Origin of the sequence: Massilia sp. ST3 (assembly GCF_018119405.1) — a bacterium.
Lineage (GTDB): Bacteria > Pseudomonadota > Gammaproteobacteria > Burkholderiales > Burkholderiaceae_D > Telluria.
In genome coordinates, this window is sequence record NZ_JAGPWC010000088.1 from 1 (window position 1) to 18,234 (window position 18,234).

An 18,234-nucleotide genomic window follows, 5' to 3' on the forward strand; every position below is an offset into this window, starting at 1 on the left:
CGCCAAGTAAGCTTCCCTCCATCCGGCCGGGTCCCCTCCGGCCGGGTGTCGCTGTCGCCCGGGGGCCCCCCCCCCCCCCGGTTTTAAACGCATCCTCCGCATGGTCGCGACGCCGGCCAACTCATCCACCCGACACGTTGCGCAACCGCAACTCCCCCGACACGACCTGGATCAAGGCGCACCCTGTTGAGCACGGTAAATTGACCGATGCACAGTTCAACTTTTCTGAGGGGTGGCGCTATGTTCGGTCGACAAGCGAAAAGCGAAATTGACAGCCTGGTCGGCATTTCGGCCCGGATCGAGGGCGACCTGTGCTTCACGGGCGGCTTGCGCATCGATGGCGAGGTGCACGGCAACGTGGTCGCGGTGGACGGGGCCGACAGCATGCTGATCGTCTCCGAGCACGCCCGCATCGAAGGGGAAGTGCGCTGCGCCAGCCTGGTGGTCAACGGCTACATCGCCGGCTCGGTGTATTCGTCGGAACTGCTTGAATTACAGCCGAAAGGCCGCATACATGGAGATGTACACTACCGCCTGCTCGAGATGCACGGAGGAGCCTTGGTAACAGGGAAACTCACGCACGAGCCAGCCGGCGAGCCGGTGTTTCATCTGGCCGACGCTGTCGAAGGCTCGGCAGCATGACTCGCGCCAACGGTCTATAATGGCGGGAGTTGAATTTATTCAGGAGTTTATCCATGACCGCAGTCGCCGAAGTGCAAGAGCACGACACGATCCCCACGCCGATCAACTTCACCGACAGCGCCGCACAGAAAGTCGCACAGCTGATCGAGGAAGAGGGCAATCCCGACCTGAAGCTGCGCGTTTTCGTGCAGGGCGGCGGCTGCTCCGGCTTCCAGTACGGCTTCACCTTTGACGAAATCGTCAACGAAGACGACACCACGATGGAAAAGAACGGCGTCCAGCTGCTGATCGACTCCATGAGCTACCAGTACCTGGTCGGCGCGGAAATCGACTACAAGGACGACCTCGAAGGCGCCCAGTTCGTCATCAAGAACCCGAACGCCACCTCGACCTGCGGCTGCGGTTCCTCGTTCTCGGCTTGAGTTTTCCCCAGGCTCCCGGCGCTGCCGGGTTGTCGTGACGGCCCGCCAGTGCGGGCCGTTTTCATTTTCTCTCCCGGTTCACGCGAGAGAACCGTCGGGTCGGCGGCGAAGCCGGCAACCCTACCGGTGACGGCCCGGTTTTCGTTCAGGCGGGATACAGCGCCCCCAGGATGCGCAGGCCGCGCGCGCCGGTAACGGCCGGCAGGTTGCCCGGCTGGCGGGTGGCGAAGCGCCAGCCCAGCCAGGCGAAGGCCAGCGCCTCCACCCGGTTCGGCGCCACGCCCAGCGCCGCCGTCGATTCCACCTTGACCCCGCCCAGCGCCGCGCCGATGTCGCGCAGCAAGGTAGCGTTGTAGGCGCCGCCGCCGCAGACATACACCGCATCCGGCCGCACGCCCTCGTCCTGGATCGCGCGCGCGATCGTCAGCGCCGTCAGGCGGGTGAGGGTGGCCTGCACGTCTGCCGGCGCCACGCCCGGGCATTGGGCCAGCTTGGCATCCAGCCATTGCTCGTGGAACAGGTCGCGGCCGGTACTCTTGGGCGCCGGCTGGCGGAAATAGGGCTCGTCGAGCAGGATCTCCAGCAGGGCGGCGTCGACCGTGCCGCTGGCGGCCCAGGCGCCATCCTCGTCGTAGGGCTGCCCCTTGTGGCGCGCGATCCACAAATCGATCAGGACATTGCCCGGACCGGTATCGAAACCGGTCACGCGGCCGTCGCCATGCAGCACGCTGATGTTGCCGATGCCGCCGATGTTCACCACCACGCGCGCCGTGCCCGGCTTGCCGAAGGCGGCCTCATGGAAGGCCGGCACCAGTGGCGCGCCCTGGCCGCCGGCGGCGATGTCGCGGCTGCGGAAGTCGGCGATCACGTCGATGCCGCTCAGTTCGGCCAGCAGGGAAGGGTTGTTGGTCTGGCGCGTGAAGCCGAGCTCGGGGCGGTGGCGGATGGTCTGGCCGTGGACGGCGACGGCGGCCACCGGGCCGGCGGCCGAGGGCAGCAGGGCGCGCACGCACTCGGCATAGGCCAGGGCCAGGCCATTGGCGGCCAGGGCTTCGCGCTCCAGTTCGTTCGGGCTGGCGGCCTGCAGGGCCATCAGTTCGGCGCGCAGTTCGGGCGGGAAGGGGGCGAAGGCGGCGGCGAGGGTGTGGATGGCGCCGTTGGCGAAGTCGGCCAGCACGCCGTCGACGCCGTCGAGGCTGGTGCCGGACATCAGGCCGATGTAGAGGGTGGGGGTGTTGGTCATGGATTTTTGCTTGGTGTACGCGGGCGTAAGTGGACTGCGGCGAACTTGGGTCCCCGCCTTCGCGGGGAGGACGTTGGTTTGGGTCGCGTGAAGAGCGGTTCGCCCGGCTTCGGCAACTAGCCTCGAACGTCATCCCCGCGAAGGCGGGGACCCAAGTTTATCAGCTCAGCCAATAGCCCCAAAACAAAACGCCCCCCGATGCATCCGCAGCGGAGGGCGTTTCACATTCAGAAGCCGACGATCAGCGCGCAGCCATCGTCGTGCCGCCGCTCGGGGCAAGCAGCGAGAAGCGGTGGTTCATCTCGGCGGCCGCCATGCGGAAGCGCGACAGTTCGGCTTGGCTCAGCGGTTGCTGGGCCAGCGACTTGAACTGGTTCGGGTCCTTGGCCTGGCCGGCGACGCGGAACTCGTAGTGCAGGTGGGCGCCGGTCGACCAGCCGGTCGAGCCGACGTAGCCGATCACCTGGCCCTGGCTGACCTTCTGGCCCTTGCGCAGGCCGCTGGCGAAGCGGCTCATGTGGGCGTAGGCGGTGCTGTAGTTCGACCAGTGCTTGAGCACGACCATGTTGCCGTAGCCGCCGGACACGCCGGCGAAGTCGATGGTGCCGTCGCCGACCGCGCGGATCGGGGTGCCGGTGCCGGCCGCGTAGTCGACGCCCTTGTGCGCCTTCCACTTGCCCGAGATCGGGTGCACGCGCATCGAGAAGCCCGACGAGATACGCGAGAACTCGAGCGGCGACTTGAGGAAGGCCTTTTTCAGCGCCTTGCCGTCCAGGGTGTAATAGCCGCCCTGCTTGGTGACCGGGTCTTCGTACCAGACCGACTGGTAAGCCACGCCGCGGTTGACGAACTCGCCGGCCAGGATGCGGCCGGTCTTGACCAGTTCGCCGTCGAGCCAGAAGGTTTCGTACACCACGCTGAAGCGGTCGCCACGCTTGAGGTCCGAACGGAAGTCGATGCTGGTCGAGAACATCTCGATGATCTGGCCGACGATCGAATCCGGCAGGCTGCCGCCGTCGACGTTGGAGTCGGTGGCCGAGTACAGCGAGCTGGTGATGTCGCGCGAGCGCATCTCCACGCGGCGCTCGAGCTTGGCGGGCGTGTCGGTAACGCTGAACTCCTCGCCCTTGCGCGCCACGGTGATGGTGCGCGCATCGCCGTTCTTGCCTTCGGTGATGGTGCCGCGCAGCGACATCAGCAGGCCGTTCTCATCGGTTTCGGCCTGGATGCGCTTGCCGGTCTTGAGGGACAGCAGGCGGCGGGCGACCTTGTCGGCGCGGACGAATTTCTGGGCGTCGGCGTCGTTCACGCCAAGACGGTTGAAGAGGGAGCCGAGCGAATCGCCTGGGCGGATACGCTCTTCGCGGATGAATTGCTGCTCGTCCTGCTGGAGGGCGGCGATCTGGTCGGCCAGGTTCGGCAGTTCCAGATCCTGGGCGACTTGCTTGACGGGGAGATCCGACGCGTCTGGTGCGATAGGAGCCACGCCAACAGCGCCGAACGCGCACAGGCTCAGGAAGACGGCGCCGGCGCTGACGATGCGCGTCTTGCGGGTCTTCGGGAGCAGTTGCAGCAGGCGGTTGCCAGTGATTTTATGTATAGGGTTCATGCAATCAGTTAAAATTTGCGGCTGAACTTCTAGGGACCGTATTTCTTATCGCTTTGAAAAGTTTTCGCAAAGCAATAGAAACAAGATCGAGCATCATACCACAGGTTATGGTCCTACAACCGTTTTAGCCTCTTTCCTACAAGAATTTATGACTTCCAACGCATCGGCCGGACACGGCAAACCGGTGAACCCTTCCACACCCCTGCCACTGACCGACAAGGTGCTCGAATCGCTTGCCATCGCCAAGCGCGGCGTCGACGAACTGCTGATCGAAAGCGAATTTGCCCAGAAGCTGGCGCGTTCCGAGCAGAGCGGCAAACCCCTGCGCATCAAGCTCGGCCTGGACCCGACGGCGCCCGATTTGCACCTGGGTCACACTGTGGTGCTGAATAAACTGCGCCAGCTACAAGACCTCGGCCACCAGGTGATTTTCCTGATCGGCGACTTCACTTCGATGATTGGCGACCCCTCGGGCCGCAACGCCACCCGTCCGCCGCTGACCCGCGAACAGGTCGAGGCGAATGCGATGACTTACTTCCGCCAGGCATCTCTGGTGCTGGACGCCAGCCGCACGGAAATCCGCTACAACTCCGAATGGTGCGATCCGCTCGGCGCGCGCGGGATGATCCAGCTGGCCTCGCGCTACACCGTGGCGCGCATGATGGAGCGCGACGACTTCACCAAGCGCTACAAGAGTGGGACTCCGATCGCGGTGCATGAGTTCCTTTACCCTTTGATGCAGGGCTACGATTCGGTCGCTTTGCATGCGGATCTTGAACTTGGGGGCACCGACCAGAAGTTCAACCTCCTTGTTGGCCGCGAGTTACAAAAAGACTACGGCCAGGAGCCGCAGTGCATCCTGACCATGCCGCTGCTGGAAGGCCTGGACGGCGTCGAGAAGATGTCCAAGTCCAAGAACAACTATATCGGCATCACCGAGCCAGGCAACACCATGTTCGGCAAGCTGATGAGCATCTCGGACGAGATGATGTGGAAGTACTACGACCTGCTGTCCTTCCGTTCGCTCGACGAAATCGCCCGCCTGAAGGCCGAGATCGCCGGCGGCGCCAACCCCCGCGATGCGAAAGTGGCGCTGGGCAAGGAAATCGTGACCCGTTTCCACTCGGCCCAGGCGGCCGAGGACGCGCTGGCCGACTTCGTCAACCGCTCCAAGGGCGGCATCCCGGACGAGGTGCCGGAGGTGGCGCTGTCCGGCGCGCCGCTGGGCCTGCCGCAGGTGCTGAAGCAGGCCGGCCTGTGCGCGTCGACCTCGGAAGCGATGCGCATGATCGACCAGGGCGGCGTGCGCATCGACGGCGCCGTGGTCAGCGACAAGGGACTGCAGCTGGAGGCCGGCAGCGTGGTGGTGCAGGTGGGCAAGCGCAAGTTCGCCCGCGTCGCGCTCGCATGATCGGCCTGCTGCAACGGGTCAGCGACGCGCAAGTGCGGGTCGACGGCGACACTGTCGGCGCCATCGGCCCCGGCCTGATGGTGCTGGTCTGCGCCGAAAAGGGCGATACCGAGCGCGAGGCCGAGGCGCTGCTGGCCAAGCTGCTGTCCTACCGCGTCTTTTCGGATGACGCCGGCAAGATGAACCGCAGCGTGACCGACACCGGCGGCGGCCTGCTGCTGGTGCCCCAGTTCACCCTGGCGGCGGACACCAGATCGGGCACGCGCCCCTCGTTTTCGCCGGCCGCCGCGCCGGAAGACGGCCGGCGCCTGTTCGACCATGTCGTGCGCCAGGCGCGGGCCCGTCATGGCATCGTCGAGACCGGCCGTTTTGGGGCCGACATGAAGGTGTCTTTGACAAACGATGGCCCGGTGACGTTCTGGCTGCAGGTTGATCCGGTCGGGATTTCACGCTGAAACAAAGCGGCGCCGGGCGGGGTCAATAGCATCAGGGGCCTGGGAGGACAACATGAGAATCTGGAGCGATTCATTTGACGATGGCGGGGAGATCCCGCCCGAGTGCGCATTCGCGGTCATCGACCCGGACACGCACGTCAAGCTGTCGAGCAACCGTAATCCGCATATCGCCTGGGACGATGTGCCGGCCGGCACCCAGTCGCTGGTGCTGATCTGTCACGACCCGGACGTGCCGTCCGAGGGAAGCGACGTCAACAAGGAGGGGCGCACCGTGCCGGCCTCGCTGCCGCGCGTCGACTTCTTCCACTGGACCCTGGTCGACATCCCGGTATGCCTGAAGTCGCTGGCCGAGGGCATGTTCTCGGACATGGTCACGCCGCACGGCAAGCCCGGTCCGCTGGTGCCTTTCACCATCAAGAACGGCACCGAGCACCAGTTGCGTCATGGCATCAACGACTACACCGGCTGGTTCGCGAGCGATCCCGACATGGCCGGCGAGTTCTATGGCTACGACGGGCCGTGCCCGCCCTGGAACGACGAGCGCGTGCACACCTATTTGTTTACCCTGTACGCGCTTGACATTCCGCGGCTGCCCCTGGAAGGGCAGTTCACCGGCGTCGAGGTGCGGCTGGCGATCCAGGGGCATATCCTGGACGAGGCGCGGATGTTCGGCGTGTATTCGCTGAACCCCGATGTCATGTCCGAAGTGCTCAGATAACAATCCATTAACAAGGCTGCCCCGAGGTTCGGGTGCACGAACCTCATGCTGTCGAATGTAGAAACAGCGCCCGCGGGCGCGACCACGATTTTATTGATCCGCCATGGCGAGACCGCCTGGAACGCGGAGCGCCGCCTGCAGGGCCACCTCGATATCGCCCTGAACGCCGAGGGCGAACGCCAGGCAGCCGCCCTCGCCGCGGCCCTGGCCGCCGAGCCGATCGACCGCATCGTGTCGAGCGACCTGCAGCGCGCACGCCAGACGGCCGAGGCCATCGTCCGTGCGCGGCCGGCGGGCGTTCTGGTGCTGGAGCAGGACCCGGCGCTGCGCGAGCGCTGCTATGGCGGCTTCGAAGGCTTGCTGTACAGCGAGATCGCGGACCGCTTCCCGCTCGACTTCGCGGCCTGGCAGGCGCGGCATGTGGATGCGGCGCTACCGCCCGGGAAGAACCTGGGCGAGAGCTTCCGGCAGTTTTTCGAGCGCGTGACGGGGGCGATCGCGCGCCACGCGGCCGGGCATCCCGGCAAGACCCTGGCGCTGGTGGCGCACGGCGGCGTGCTCGAATGCGCCTACCGCGCCGCGCTCGGGCTGCCGCTGGAAACGCCGCGCGATTTCAAGGTGCATAACGCGAGTGTGAACCGGTTCGTGGTGGAAGAGGGCAGGCTCAGGCTGGTGAGTTGGGGAGAGGTGGAGCATCTTCGGCAGGTGGCGCTGGATGATTTGCCATAAGTAACTTCGGTCAGGACTTGGGTCCCCGCCTGCGCGGGGATGACGACTCGACGGGTATCGCCGAAGTCATTGTCATTAGGTTTCACGCACCACCAAACAACGTCATCCCCGCGTAGGCGGGGACCCAAGTCCGCACCGAAGAGTTACCCCATCCTGTTAGCGTTAGCCCCCACAACCCCCGACAAACGTTTCCATTCCCCCTTTTTTCCACCTTGCCAATATCGCACACGCAACAATTCCAACAAATTTGCTGATAATTTGAGCAGCGCTTGGGGTAAAATACTAGGTTCCCAAGAAACTTCTTCGACTTTCCGCTGTGCAAATCGGTCCTTACACGCTGCGTAATAATGTCTTTGTCGCCCCCATGGCCGGGGTGACCGACCGCCCCTTCCGCCAGTTGTGCAAGCAGCTCGGCGCGGGTTATGCGGTGTCCGAGATGGCGGCATCCAACCCGCGCCTGTGGGCCAGCGAAAAGACCTCGCGCCGCACCGACCACGCGGGCGAGATGGAGCCCAAAGCGGTCCAGATCGCCGGCGCCGACCCGCAGGATCTGGCCGATTGCGCCAAATTCAACGTCGAACGCGGCGCCCAGATCATCGACATCAACATGGGCTGCCCGGTGAAGAAGGTCTGCAACAGCTGGTGCGGTTCCGCCTTGCTGCAGCATGAGGACCTCGTCGAGCGCATCCTGCACGCCGTGGTCGGGGCCGTCGACGTGCCGGTCACCCTGAAGTTCCGTACCGGCTGGGACCGCCAAAACAAGAATGCCCTGCGCATCGCGCGCCTGGCCGAGGAGGCCGGCATCCGGATGCTGACCCTGCACGGCCGCACCCGCGCCGACGGCTACAAGGGCGATGCCGAATACGACACCATCCGCGCCGTCAAGGCGGCGGTGGGCATCCCGGTGGTTGCCAACGGCGACATCACCACCCCCGAAAAAGCGAAGTTCGTGCTCGACTACACGGGTGCGGACGCGGTCATGATCGGCCGCGCCGCCCAGGGCCGCCCCTGGATCTGCCGCGAGATCGACCACTACCTGCGCACCGGCGCACACCTGCCGCCACCCGAGGTGGAAGAGGTGCGCGCCCTCATGAACGAACACCTGCCGGCCCACTATGCCTTCTATGGCGAATACGTGGGCGTGCGCACTGCGCGCAAGCACATCGGCTGGTACGTCCAGGACCTGGCTGGCGGGGAAGAGTTCCGCCAGCGTATGAACCTGATGGAATCGACTGCCGAGCAGCTGGCGGCCGTCGACGAGTTTTTCAAATCGCAACTTCGGTACGGCGAGCGGTTACAATACCGCCCCGCGCGTCCTGCCGATGAAGCAATCGCGGCATAAGCTGTACACACAATAAAAATTATTTCGGGGACACGCTGCTGAGCAGCGGAGCAATCATTAACCAGGATGAAGCAGCAAACATGAGCAAAGAAAGTATCCAGGAAGTCGTCCAGAAGAGCCTCGAGGACTATTTCAACGATCTGGGCGAGCAGAAACCGACCAATATCTACGACATGATGGTGTTGACCGTTGAAAAGCCGGTGCTCGAAGTCGTGATGTCGCGTGCCGACGGCAACCAGTCGCATGCGGCCCAGATGCTGGGCATCAACCGGAATACTTTGCGAAAAAAACTGCAAGAGCACGGACTGCTCTGACGCGCGGAATGGGTGGCCGCGCGTTCTCTGGACGCGGCCGGCCCAGGTCCGCCGTCCGGGCGCAAGAATTCTCAACAACAGGCCACACCATGATCAAACAAGCCCTCATCTCCGTTTCCGACAAGACCGGCGTGCTCGATTTCGCGCGCGCCCTCAGCGCGCTCGGCGTCAACATCCTGTCCACCGGCGGCACCGCAAAGCTGCTGCAGGACAATGGCGTCCAGGTGACCGAGGTCGCCGACTACACTGGTTTCCCGGAAATGCTCGATGGCCGCGTCAAGACCCTGCACCCGAAGGTGCATGGCGGCATCCTGGCGCGCCGCGACCTGCCTGAGCACGTCGCCAAGCTGGACGAGCACGGCATCCCGCAGATCGACATGGTCGTGGTCAACCTCTACCCCTTCCAGCAGACCGTCGCCAAGCAGGAGTGCTCGCTGGAAGATGCGATCGAGAACATCGACATCGGCGGCCCGACCATGCTGCGCTCGGCGGCCAAGAACCACCGCGACGTGGTCGTGATCGTCGACCCGGCCGACTACGGCGTGGTGCTGGCCGAGATGAAGGGCACCGGCGAAGCCGCCGGCCCGGTCAGCTACGAGACCAAGTTCCGCCTGGCCAAGAAAGTGTTCGCCCACACCGCCCAGTACGACGGCGCGATCACCAACTACCTGACCAGCCTGGGCGAAGACCGCCAGCACGCCACCCGTTCCGGCTATCCGCAGACCCTGAACATGAGCTTCGAGAAGGTCCAGGACATGCGCTACGGCGAGAACCCGCACCAGGGCGCCGCCTTCTACCGCGACATGTCGGCCGTCGATGGCGCGCTGGCCAGCTACCGCCAGCTGCAGGGCAAGGAACTGTCGTACAACAACATCGCCGACGCGGACGCGGCCTGGGAATGCGTCAAGTCGCTGGGCGGCCTTGGCCAGCCGGCCGGCTGCGTGATCGTCAAGCACGCCAACCCCTGCGGCGTGGCGATCGGCACCGACGCCCTGGACGCCTACAACCGCGCCCTGCAGACCGACCCGACCTCGGCCTTCGGCGGCATCATCGCCTTCAACGTCGACGTCGACGGCAAGGCGGCGGAAGCGCTGGCCAAGCTGTTCGTGGAAGTGCTGATCGCCCCGAGCTTCACCGAGGAAGCGCGCCAGATCATGTCGGCCAAGCAGAACGTGCGCCTGCTCGAAATCCCCCTGGGCGCCGGCCAGAACCCCTACGACGTCAAGCGCGTCGGCGGCGGCCTGCTGGTGCAGTCGCCGGACGCCAAGAACGTGGGCCTGGGCGACCTGCGCGTGGTCACCAAGAAGCAGCCGACCCAGCAGCAGCTGCAGGACATGATGTTCGCGTGGCGCGTCGCCAAGTTCGTCAAGTCGAACGCCATCGTGTTCTGCGGTAACGGCATGACCCTGGGCGTGGGCGCGGGCCAGATGAGCCGCATCGACTCGGCGCGCATCGCCTCGATCAAGGCGCAGAACGCCGGGCTGTCGCTGGCCGGTTCGGCCGTGGCTTCGGACGCCTTCTTCCCGTTCCGCGACGGCCTGGACGTGGTGGTCGATGCGGGCGCGACCTGCGTGATCCACCCGGGCGGTTCGATGCGCGACCAGGAAGTGATCGACGCGGCGGATGAGCGTGGCGTGGTGATGCTGTACACGGGTACCCGTCACTTCCGTCACTGATCGGCAAATGATGCGGTGAATTCACCGCATCGTAGGGTTGGCGGCTTCGCCGCCGACGCGTTCAAGGGACGCATGCTATAAACGCGTCGGCAAGAAACTTGCCGACCCTACGGTTTCTCTAACGCTGGTGGTCAAATCCACCACGTACCTGTGTTTTTCTACAGTATTTTTCCCACGAACACCCCCAGCCGCTATATCATTCCACAATGATTATTCTCGGCATCGACCCGGGCCTGCGCACGACGGGGTTCGGCGTCATTGAAAAACACGGCGCGAAGCTGCGCTACATCGCCTCGGGCACCATCAAGACGGGCCTGGAGGGGGCGCTGCCGCCGCGCCTGAAGATCATCCTGGACGGCGTGAGCGAAGTGGTCGCCACCTACGGACCCATGTGCGCGGCCATCGAGAAAGTCTTCGTCAACGTCAATCCGCAATCGACCCTGCTGCTCGGCCAGGCGCGCGGCGCCGCGATCACGGCCCTGGTCGGCGCCGACCTCGACGTGGCGGAATACACGGCGGTCCAGGTCAAGCAGGCCGTGGTCGGCACCGGCAAGGCCGCCAAGGCCCAGGTCCAGGACATGGTCTCGCGCCTGCTCAAGCTGCCGGGCCTGCCGGGCAGCGACGCGGCCGATGCGCTCGGCGTGGCGATCTGCCATGCCAACACGATGGACGCGCTGGCCATGATCCACGCGGCCGCGCCCAAGGTGCAAGGCCTGCGCATGAAGGGGTTGAGCATGAAGCGCAACCGTCTCGTCTAAGGAAACAAGAACATGATCGGACGCCTTTCCGGAATCCTGCTCGAAAAAACGCCACCCCAGGTGCTGGTGGACTGCAACGGCGTCGGCTACGAAGTCGACGTGCCGATGAGCACCTTCTACAACCTGCCGCATACCGGCGAAAAGGTGGTGCTGTTCACCCACCTCGCGGTGCGCGAGGACGCCCACCTGCTGTTCGGCTTCGGTTCCGCTTCCGAGCGTGCGCTGTTCCGCCAGCTGGTCAAGATCACCGGCATCGGCGCGCGCACCGCGCTTGCCATCCTGTCCGGCATGACGGTGGCCGACCTGTCGCAGGCCGTCACCCTGCAGGAAGCCGGGCGCCTGGTGAAGATCCCGGGCATCGGCAAGAAGACCGCCGAGCGCCTGCTGCTGGAACTCAAGGGCAAGCTGGGCGCCGACATCGGCGCGGTCGCCGGCAGCCCGCGCGACGACGCCCAGGCCGACGTGCTCAATGCGCTGGTCGCTTTGGGGTATTCTGACAAGGAAGCGCTCCTCGCGATCAAGAACATGCCGGCCGGTTCCACCGTGTCCGACGGCATCAAGTTCGCCCTGAAGGCGCTGTCGAAAGCCTGACGCATGAGCATCCAGACCGACAATTTCACCGAACAGCGCATTATCGATTCCGCGCCGGCCTCGCCCAACGAGGAGGCGATCGAACGCGCGTTGCGCCCGAAACACCTGGAAGAATACGTAGGCCAGGAAAAGATCCGGGACCAGCTCGAGATCTTCATCCACGCCGCGCGCAAGCGGCGCGAGGCGCTCGACCATACCCTGCTGTTCGGTCCGCCGGGCCTGGGCAAGACCACGCTCGCCCACATCATCGCGCGCGAAATGGGTGTCAACCTGCGCCAGACCTCCGGCCCGGTGCTGGAGCGTCCGGGCGACCTGGCCGCGCTGCTGACCAACCTCGAGCCGAACGACGTGCTGTTCATCGACGAGATCCACCGGCTGTCGCCGGTGGTCGAGGAGATCCTGTACCCGGCGCTCGAGGACTACCAGATCGACATCATGATCGGCGAAGGCCCGGCCGCGCGCTCGGTCAAGCTCGACCTGCAGCCTTTCACCCTGGTCGGCGCCACCACCCGCGCCGGCATGCTGACCAATCCGCTGCGCGACCGCTTCGGCATCGTGGCGCGCCTGGAGTTCTACAACGTCGACGAGCTGACCAAGATCGTGGCGCGCAGCGCCGCGCTGCTGGAGGCGCCGATCAACGAGGAGGGCGCGCGCGAAGTGGCCAAGCGCGCCCGCGGCACGCCGCGTATCGCCAACCGCCTGCTGCGCCGCGTGCGCGACTATGCGGAAGTGAAGGGCAATGGCGAGATCACCAAGGACATGGCCGACCGCGCCCTCAAGATGCTCGACGTCGACACCGTCGGCTTCGACGTCATGGACCGCAAGCTGCTGGAAGCGGTGCTGTTCAAGTTCGCCGGCGGCCCGGTGGGCATCGGCAACCTGGCGGCGGCGATCGGCGAAGCGGCCGACACCATCGAGGACGTGCTGGAACCCTACCTGATCCAGCAAGGCTACCTGCAGCGCACCCCGCGCGGACGGATCGCCACGCCGCTGGCCTACCAGCACTTCGGCGTGACCGCGCCGCGCATCAGCCCCACCGGCGACTTGTGGGACAACCTGCCCCCGGCCTGACCCCCCCTAGAAGTGCGGCTCGCACACTTCCCGCGCGCGCAAGCGGCGATGGCCTTGCGCGCTGACGACCGGCACCACGAAGGTCATGTAGAGCACGACCGTCAGCATTAGCATCAGGCTGCAGCCCCACAGCATGAATTCCGAGTCGCCGCGCCACATCACGGCCAGGCCGGCGAACAGCGGCGCGGCCAGCAGCAGGCCCGCCAGCGAGCGCAGCGCGGGCGAGCGGCGCATGCGGTGGCCGGTCATGCCGATCAGGAAGAAGCCGGAAGAGGCCAGCACCAGGCCCGCGAGCATGGCGCCTGCCTTGAGGGCGTCGGGCATGGCGCCGCCGGTTGGATAGAGCACGACGGGCGGCGCAACCAGGATGAGGATGCCGGCCAGGAGACACAGGAGACGCACGAAGATCATGGCCGCTCAACTTTCAGCAGTAAGGAGGACAATTCGATGGCGTTCATGGGGTTGTACCGTTTGATCTTACGCCTGCCGGATCGGCAGCAGCTGAAAAGATAGCATAAGAGCAATGTCAAGATTGTCACATGATGTCGTCCGTGCGCGACAATCCGATTCATTTTTGTTGACTAAATTTCAATTTCATGAATATGGCTGAGCTTGCGCTCCCATGACGATTGTCATGCCATATTGATGGCAAGGGCCTCTGCCGCCGTCATGCCCGTTTCCGCATACTGGGTCCATCCACCACCCTGCGAGGAACGCATGAACACCACTGCCCTGAAAGCTGTACTGGCCGCGGCCGGCTTCACCCTGAGCGGCGCCGTGCTGGCCGCCGCCACCCTGGTCCAGGACGTCCGCGTCTTCGACGGCAAGCACGCCCACCAGCGCCGTTCGGTGCTGTTCGAGGGCGGCGCGATCGTCGACGCCGATTTCCGCGGCTCGGTTCCGCAAGGCGCGCGCGTGGTGCCGGGGGCAGGGCGCACCTTGCTGCCGGGTCTGATCGACGCCCACACCCATGCCTTCCGCGACCACGACCTGCCGCTGCTGTTCGGCGTCACGACCCAGGTCGACATGTTCACCGGCGTGCCCCTGATGCAGGAAATGAAGGCCGCCATGAAGGCCGGCAAGAACGCCGGACGGGCCGACATGTTCTCGGCCGGCACCCTGGTCACCGCGCCGGGCGGCCACGGCACCCAGTTCGGCATGGCGATCCCGACCCTGGTCCGCGCACAGGACGCCCAGGCCTTCGTCGACGCCCGCATCGCCGAGGGCTCGGACTTCATCAAGATCGTGATGGAGGGCGGCGGGCACGGCATGCGCAAGTTCGAGACGCTCGACCTGGCCACCGTGAAGGCCGTGATCGGCGCGGCCCACCGCCGCGGCAAGCTGGCCGTGGTCCACGTCAGCACCGAGCGCGATGCGCGCGCCGTGCTGGAAGCCGGCGCCGACGGCCTGGTGCACCTGTTTCCCGGCGAGGCGATCCCGCAGGAGCGCGCCGACAGCCTGGCCAGGCTGGCGCGCGCCAAGGGCGCCTTCGTGATTCCCACCTTCACGGTCCTGGAAAGCATGGCCGGCACGCGCGAGGACGACCTGCTGCGCGACCCGCGGCTGGCCGGCCTGCTGGACGGCGAAGCCCAGGGCCAGCTGAAGGCGCGCTATGGCGCCACCGAGCAGCCGGCGCTGCTGGCGGCCCCGCGCATGGTGACCGCAGCCCTGCGCCGCGCTGGCGTGCCGCTGCTGGCGGGCAGCGACGCCGGCAATGCCGGCACCCAGTACGGCATCAGCATGCACCGCGAACTGGCGGCCCTGGTCGAAGCAGGCCTGAGCCCGGCCGAAGCCCTGGCGGCGAGCACCAGTGCGCCCGCCGCCGCCTTCAAGCTGGGCCGGCGCGGCTGCGTCGCCACGGGCTGCAAGGCCGACCTGCTGCTGGTCGAGGGCGACCCCACCACGGACATCACGGCCACGCGCCGCATCGTCGAGGTGTGGAAGGATGGCGAGAGCGTGAATCCGATGCGCGACGCGAAGCGCCTGCGGGTCGCGCAGCGCCAGGCAGGCGGCACTCCGCCGGGCGGCGCTCTGCTGGCGTTGCCGCCCGACGGCCGCATCAGCCTGTTCAGCGAGGCGAAGCTGGGCAGCCCCTTCGGTTCCGGCTGGATGCCGACCACCGACGCCATCGCCGGCGGCAAGTCCACCACGGTCCTGGCGGCGCAGCCGGCCCTGGGCGACGGCCAGGTACCGCTCGCGATCTCGGGCAGTATCGCGCCCGGCCTGCCCTATGCCTGGGCCGGCGCGGCCTTCATGCCGGGCGAGCGCCCGATGCAGGCGGTCGACCTGAGCGCCGCCAAGCTGGTGCGCTTCAAGGTGCGCGGCGACGGCGGCACCTATCGCGCGATGATGATGGCGCAGGGCGTGGCCATGCCGGGCTATGCGTCCTTCACCGCGGGACCGGAATGGGCCGAGGTGAGCATTCCCTTCAGCGCCTTCCGCGGCATCGATCCGGCCCAGGCGACCATGATAGGATTCACCGCCGGGCCCAAGGCCGGCGCCTACCGCTTCGAGATCGCCGACGTGCGCCTGCTCGAACGCTGATAACGACAGAAAGAGAGACGCGCATGGAAAGGATCAGGCGGGTGCTGGCAGGCCCCTGGACCCCGCCGGAGCTGGGCAAGATGCCCTACCTGTGGCTCCTGAGCCTGGGCTTCATGGGATGGAAGTACGCCTACGTGACGCCCTCGCTGCTCGAAATGGCGCTGCTGGCCCTGACCCTGCTCGTCTTCGTGCCGCTGTACTTCTTCGGCTTCTGGGCGCGCGGCTGGCAGGTGGGCGCCTGCATCGTGGCTTCCAGCCTGATCGGCGCGCTCTGGGCGCCGCACAACGCCGGCGCCGCCAGCTTCTTCATCTTCGCCTGCGCCATGTGCGGGGGCGTGTCCACGACGCGCCGCGCGGTACCCATCGCGTTTGCGGTCCTGGCCTTCGCGTCGCTGGTCTCGCTGCGGGTGGACTTCATGCGCATGACCTTCCTGCTGCCGGTGCTGACCGTCGGCCTGCCGGTGGCGATGTCGGCCATCATGGACCGGCGCCTGCACCAGTCGCGCGCCCAGCTGCTGCGCAAGCAGGAAGAGGTCGAGCACTTCGCCCGCATCGCCGAACGCGAACGCATCTCGCGCGACCTGCACGACCTGCTGGGGCACTCGCTGTCCCTGATCGCGCTCAAGGCCGAACTGGCGGGCAAGCTGGCGCGGCGCGACATGGATGCCTGTGCGCGCGAGATCGCCGATATCGAGACCAGCGCGCGCCAGGCCCTGGCCGAGGTGCGCGCCGCCGTCACCGACTATCGCCAGAGCGGCCTGGCCCAGGCGCTGGCGAGCGCCCGCGCCAGCCTGGCCGCCGCCGACGTCGCGCTCACCGAGCGGGTCGAACGCTTCCCGCTGGCGCCCGCCGCCGAGCACGTGGTGGCGCTGGCGCTGCGCGAAGCCGTCACCAATATCGTCCGCCATGCGGATGCGCGCCGCTGCACCTTGTCGCTGGCCCAGGAAGGCGGCGACGCCGTGCTGCGCGTGGCCGACGACGGACAGGCGCGCAGCGAGGCGGCGATCAGGCGCGGCAACGGCCTGGACGGCATGCGCGAGCGCGTGTCCGCCATCGGCGGCCGCTTCGCCCTGCATGTGCGCGACGGTCTCGAACTTGAACTGCATGTGCCGAACGGAGTAGCCAATTGATCCGCATCCTGATTGCCGAAGACCAGAAGATGGTGCTGGGCGCCCTGAGCGCCCTGTTGCGCCTGGAACCCGATTTCGACGTGGTCGGCAGCGCCGGCAACGGCCGCGACGCACTGGCCCTGTGCACCGAGCTGGCGCCGGACATCGTCCTGACCGACATCGAGATGCCGCACATGACCGGCCTGGAACTGGCCGCGCGCCTGCGCGAATCGAAGTCGCCGTCCAGGGTGATCGTGGTGACGACCTTCGGGCGCAGCGGTTATCTGCGGCGCGCGCTGGAAGCCGGGGTGCGCGGCTACCTGCTCAAGGATGCGCCGGCCGATGCGCTGGCCGAGGCGATCCGCAGCGTGCATGGGGGCGGCCGCGCGATCGCGCCCGAGCTGGCGCTGGAAAGCTGGAGCGGCGGCAGCGATCCGCTGACCGAGCGCGAACGCCAGGTGCTGCGCCTGGCGGGGGAAGGGCGCAGCAGCGCCGACATCGCGCGCCAGGTGCACCTGTCCGAAGGAACGGTGCGCAACTACCTGTCGGAGGCGATCAGCAAGCTGGGCGCGGGCAACCGCGTGGAAGCCTACCGGATGGCGCGCGACGCCGGCTGGCTGTAGCGCCGCTTGCCCGGCTGTCCGCTCGGCGGCGCAGGCGACGTCTTGCGCGGGGTGGGGACGACCATCAAGGGATGGATAAAGCTCAAGTAGAGCAGGATGGTCAGCACCAGCAAATAGGCGCAAATGCAGACCATCATCAGGTTGTCGCCATGCCAGATCACGATCGCACTGGCGCCGAAAGGCACCAGCAGCATCAGCGCCGTGAACGAGCGTAGCACGGGCGAGCGGTTCATGCGGTGGCCAGTCATGGCCACCAGGAAGAAGCCGGTCGAGGCCAGCGCCAGTCCCAGCAGGCAAATATAGGGTTCGGCCGCGTCCGGAATGCCGTGGGCGGTGGAGGCCAGCAGGGCGGCCGGCAGGAGGATGCCGAACACGCCGCCGGCAAGGCTCAGCAGGCGCAGCACGCGCATGGCCCGGCCCCGGAAAAAGGGCCGCGCGGTGTGCGTGATCGGTGGCGGGTTCATGCTCGGTGGCTCAGGATGACGTCGTCTTGACATTAGCATAGCCGCAATCTTGCGGCCGCCAAAATGCTTGCGTGCGGCACATGCTCAGTGGGCCGCCGACTTGGAAAACAGGTTGATCACCGCCACCCCCGCCACGATGAGCGCCAGGCCGGCGATCGCGGCCAGGTCCAGGCTCTGGCGGTAGACGATCCAGCTGACGAGCGAGATCAGGATGATGCCCACCCCCGACCAGATGGCGTAGGCGATACCGGTCGGCAGCACGCGCAGGCTGAAGGTCAGCAGGTAGAAGGAGAGGGCGTAGCAGACCGCCGTGACGAGGCTGGGCAGCGGGCGCGTGAAGCTGTCGGAAGCCTTCAGGGCGGTGGTGCCGATCACTTCGGACACGATGGCAAGCCCGAGGTAGATGTATGCCTGGTTCGGAGTCATGGGAAGAGCTGCGGTCACGTAGGGGTTGGGGGGGGCGCCCCCCCCCCCCCCCCCAAAACCCCCCCCCCCCCCCGGGGGGATTGTATA

At 66.3% G+C, this 18,234-nt stretch carries 20 protein-coding genes; 15 read left to right on the plus strand and 5 right to left on the minus strand.

All coding sequences use genetic code 11. From position 1 onward, the window contains the following. Positions 1–240: 240 nt before the first annotated feature. Both KBW98_RS21275 and erpA read left to right on the plus strand, forming a co-directional pair. Positions 241–642: a polymer-forming cytoskeletal protein gene (locus KBW98_RS21275; RefSeq protein ID WP_211522172.1), complete on the plus strand. Its 402-nt coding sequence runs from the start codon at positions 241–243 to the stop codon at positions 640–642. A gap of 53 nt (positions 643–695) precedes the next feature. After that, the gene (gene erpA / locus KBW98_RS21280) at positions 696–1,064 is read left to right on the plus strand and encodes an iron-sulfur cluster insertion protein ErpA (protein ID WP_036247772.1); all 369 of its coding nucleotides are present in this window, start codon (positions 696–698) and stop codon (positions 1,062–1,064) included. A gap of 145 nt (positions 1,065–1,209) precedes the next feature. Here erpA and KBW98_RS21285 read toward each other — a convergent pair whose 3' ends face one another. Further along, on the minus strand, positions 1,210–2,307 hold the full coding sequence (locus tag KBW98_RS21285; RefSeq protein WP_211522173.1) for an anhydro-N-acetylmuramic acid kinase: 1,098 nt from the start codon (positions 2,305–2,307) through the stop codon (positions 1,210–1,212). Positions 2,308–2,548: 241 nt separating this feature from the next. Further along, complete coding sequence (locus KBW98_RS21290; RefSeq protein WP_211522174.1) at positions 2,549–3,916, minus strand: peptidoglycan DD-metalloendopeptidase family protein; 1,368 nt, start codon at positions 3,914–3,916, stop codon at positions 2,549–2,551. Between the two features lie 148 nt (positions 3,917–4,064). Between KBW98_RS21290 and tyrS the strand changes: the two genes are divergently transcribed. From tyrS to ruvB, 10 genes are all read left to right on the plus strand, one after another. Further along, the gene (tyrS, locus tag KBW98_RS21295; protein WP_211522175.1) at positions 4,065–5,327 is read left to right on the plus strand and encodes a tyrosine--tRNA ligase; all 1,263 of its coding nucleotides are present in this window, start codon (positions 4,065–4,067) and stop codon (positions 5,325–5,327) included. Then, entirely contained in the window at positions 5,324–5,782 is a 459-nt protein-coding gene (gene dtd, locus KBW98_RS21300; RefSeq protein ID WP_211522176.1) for a D-aminoacyl-tRNA deacylase, read from the plus strand. Before tyrS ends, dtd begins: the two co-directional genes overlap by 4 nt. A gap of 52 nt (positions 5,783–5,834) precedes the next feature. Beyond that, the gene (locus KBW98_RS21305) at positions 5,835–6,500 is read left to right on the plus strand and encodes a YbhB/YbcL family Raf kinase inhibitor-like protein (protein WP_211522177.1); all 666 of its coding nucleotides are present in this window, start codon (positions 5,835–5,837) and stop codon (positions 6,498–6,500) included. Positions 6,501–6,545: 45 nt separating this feature from the next. Continuing rightward, on the plus strand, positions 6,546–7,229 hold the full coding sequence (locus KBW98_RS21310) for a histidine phosphatase family protein (protein ID WP_211522178.1): 684 nt from the start codon (positions 6,546–6,548) through the stop codon (positions 7,227–7,229). Between the two features lie 316 nt (positions 7,230–7,545). After that, positions 7,546–8,571: a tRNA dihydrouridine synthase DusB gene (dusB, locus tag KBW98_RS21315; RefSeq protein ID WP_211522179.1), complete on the plus strand. Its 1,026-nt coding sequence runs from the start codon at positions 7,546–7,548 to the stop codon at positions 8,569–8,571. An 80-nt stretch (positions 8,572–8,651) separates the two neighbouring features. Beyond that, on the plus strand, positions 8,652–8,885 hold the full coding sequence (locus KBW98_RS21320; protein WP_005667930.1) for a helix-turn-helix domain-containing protein: 234 nt from the start codon (positions 8,652–8,654) through the stop codon (positions 8,883–8,885). A gap of 89 nt (positions 8,886–8,974) precedes the next feature. Continuing rightward, positions 8,975–10,561: a bifunctional phosphoribosylaminoimidazolecarboxamide formyltransferase/IMP cyclohydrolase gene (gene purH / locus KBW98_RS21325; protein ID WP_211522180.1), complete on the plus strand. Its 1,587-nt coding sequence runs from the start codon at positions 8,975–8,977 to the stop codon at positions 10,559–10,561. A gap of 206 nt (positions 10,562–10,767) precedes the next feature. Further along, on the plus strand, positions 10,768–11,319 hold the full coding sequence (gene ruvC / locus KBW98_RS21330; protein WP_211522181.1) for a crossover junction endodeoxyribonuclease RuvC: 552 nt from the start codon (positions 10,768–10,770) through the stop codon (positions 11,317–11,319). Between the two features lie 12 nt (positions 11,320–11,331). After that, entirely contained in the window at positions 11,332–11,910 is a 579-nt protein-coding gene (ruvA, locus tag KBW98_RS21335; protein WP_211522182.1) for a Holliday junction branch migration protein RuvA, read from the plus strand. Positions 11,911–11,913: 3 nt separating this feature from the next. Further along, positions 11,914–12,981: a Holliday junction branch migration DNA helicase RuvB gene (gene ruvB, locus KBW98_RS21340; protein WP_211522183.1), complete on the plus strand. Its 1,068-nt coding sequence runs from the start codon at positions 11,914–11,916 to the stop codon at positions 12,979–12,981. A gap of 6 nt (positions 12,982–12,987) precedes the next feature. On the opposite strand, the gene KBW98_RS21345 is transcribed toward ruvB, so the two are convergent. Then, the gene (locus KBW98_RS21345) at positions 12,988–13,392 is read right to left on the minus strand and encodes a hypothetical protein (protein WP_211522184.1); all 405 of its coding nucleotides are present in this window, start codon (positions 13,390–13,392) and stop codon (positions 12,988–12,990) included. 306 nt (positions 13,393–13,698) lie between these two features. Here KBW98_RS21345 and KBW98_RS21350 point away from each other — a divergent pair, with 306 nt between their 5' ends. From KBW98_RS21350 to KBW98_RS21360, 3 genes are read left to right on the plus strand one after another with little or no spacing between them, the layout of a single operon-like run. After that, a complete protein-coding gene (locus KBW98_RS21350) occupies positions 13,699–15,525 on the plus strand; it encodes a CIA30 family protein (protein ID WP_211522185.1) in 1,827 nt (608 codons plus the stop codon). A gap of 23 nt (positions 15,526–15,548) precedes the next feature. Continuing rightward, entirely contained in the window at positions 15,549–16,655 is a 1,107-nt protein-coding gene (locus KBW98_RS21355) for a sensor histidine kinase (protein ID WP_211522186.1), read from the plus strand. Beyond that, entirely contained in the window at positions 16,652–17,257 is a 606-nt protein-coding gene (locus KBW98_RS21360; RefSeq protein ID WP_211522187.1) for a response regulator transcription factor, read from the plus strand. The genes KBW98_RS21355 and KBW98_RS21360 overlap by 4 nt, the downstream gene beginning before the upstream one ends. Here the strand turns inward: KBW98_RS21360 and KBW98_RS21365 are convergent. Together KBW98_RS21365 and KBW98_RS21370 are read right to left on the minus strand one after the other, a co-directional pair. Continuing rightward, a complete protein-coding gene (locus KBW98_RS21365; RefSeq protein WP_211522188.1) occupies positions 17,224–17,721 on the minus strand; it encodes a hypothetical protein in 498 nt (165 codons plus the stop codon). The two genes, KBW98_RS21360 and KBW98_RS21365, sit on opposite strands and share 34 nt — an antisense overlap. Positions 17,722–17,805: 84 nt before the next feature. Next, positions 17,806–18,147 carry an SMR family transporter gene (locus tag KBW98_RS21370; protein ID WP_211522189.1) on the minus strand — a complete coding sequence of 114 codons (342 nt, stop codon included), beginning with the start codon at positions 18,145–18,147 and terminating at the stop codon, positions 17,806–17,808. Positions 18,148–18,234: the final 87 nt, after the last annotated feature.

Bases quoted from the DNA above. Each gene is read 5' to 3' on its own strand.
- KBW98_RS21350 (WP_211522185.1), top strand. From the start codon at position 13,699: ATGAACACCACTGCCCTGAAAGCTGTACTGGCCGCGGCCGGCTTCACC.
- KBW98_RS21345 (WP_211522184.1), bottom strand. From the start codon at position 13,392: ATGATCTTCGTGCGTCTCCTGTGTCTCCTGGCCGGCATCCTCATCCTG.
- KBW98_RS21370 (WP_211522189.1), bottom strand. From the start codon at position 18,147: ATGACTCCGAACCAGGCATACATCTACCTCGGGCTTGCCATCGTGTCC.
- KBW98_RS21305 (WP_211522177.1), top strand. From the start codon at position 5,835: ATGAGAATCTGGAGCGATTCATTTGACGATGGCGGGGAGATCCCGCCC.
- dtd (WP_211522176.1), top strand. From the start codon at position 5,324: ATGATCGGCCTGCTGCAACGGGTCAGCGACGCGCAAGTGCGGGTCGAC.
- KBW98_RS21365 (WP_211522188.1), bottom strand. From the start codon at position 17,721: ATGAACCCGCCACCGATCACGCACACCGCGCGGCCCTTTTTCCGGGGC.
- KBW98_RS21310 (WP_211522178.1), top strand. From the start codon at position 6,546: ATGCTGTCGAATGTAGAAACAGCGCCCGCGGGCGCGACCACGATTTTA.
- KBW98_RS21355 (WP_211522186.1), top strand. From the start codon at position 15,549: ATGGAAAGGATCAGGCGGGTGCTGGCAGGCCCCTGGACCCCGCCGGAG.
- erpA (WP_036247772.1), top strand. From the start codon at position 696: ATGACCGCAGTCGCCGAAGTGCAAGAGCACGACACGATCCCCACGCCG.
- KBW98_RS21285 (WP_211522173.1), bottom strand. From the start codon at position 2,307: ATGACCAACACCCCCACCCTCTACATCGGCCTGATGTCCGGCACCAGC.
- tyrS (WP_211522175.1), top strand. From the start codon at position 4,065: ATGACTTCCAACGCATCGGCCGGACACGGCAAACCGGTGAACCCTTCC.
- KBW98_RS21290 (WP_211522174.1), bottom strand. From the start codon at position 3,916: ATGAACCCTATACATAAAATCACTGGCAACCGCCTGCTGCAACTGCTC.
- ruvC (WP_211522181.1), top strand. From the start codon at position 10,768: ATGATTATTCTCGGCATCGACCCGGGCCTGCGCACGACGGGGTTCGGC.
- KBW98_RS21275 (WP_211522172.1), top strand. From the start codon at position 241: ATGTTCGGTCGACAAGCGAAAAGCGAAATTGACAGCCTGGTCGGCATT.
- purH (WP_211522180.1), top strand. From the start codon at position 8,975: ATGATCAAACAAGCCCTCATCTCCGTTTCCGACAAGACCGGCGTGCTC.
- KBW98_RS21320 (WP_005667930.1), top strand. From the start codon at position 8,652: ATGAGCAAAGAAAGTATCCAGGAAGTCGTCCAGAAGAGCCTCGAGGAC.
- ruvA (WP_211522182.1), top strand. From the start codon at position 11,332: ATGATCGGACGCCTTTCCGGAATCCTGCTCGAAAAAACGCCACCCCAG.
- ruvB (WP_211522183.1), top strand. From the start codon at position 11,914: ATGAGCATCCAGACCGACAATTTCACCGAACAGCGCATTATCGATTCC.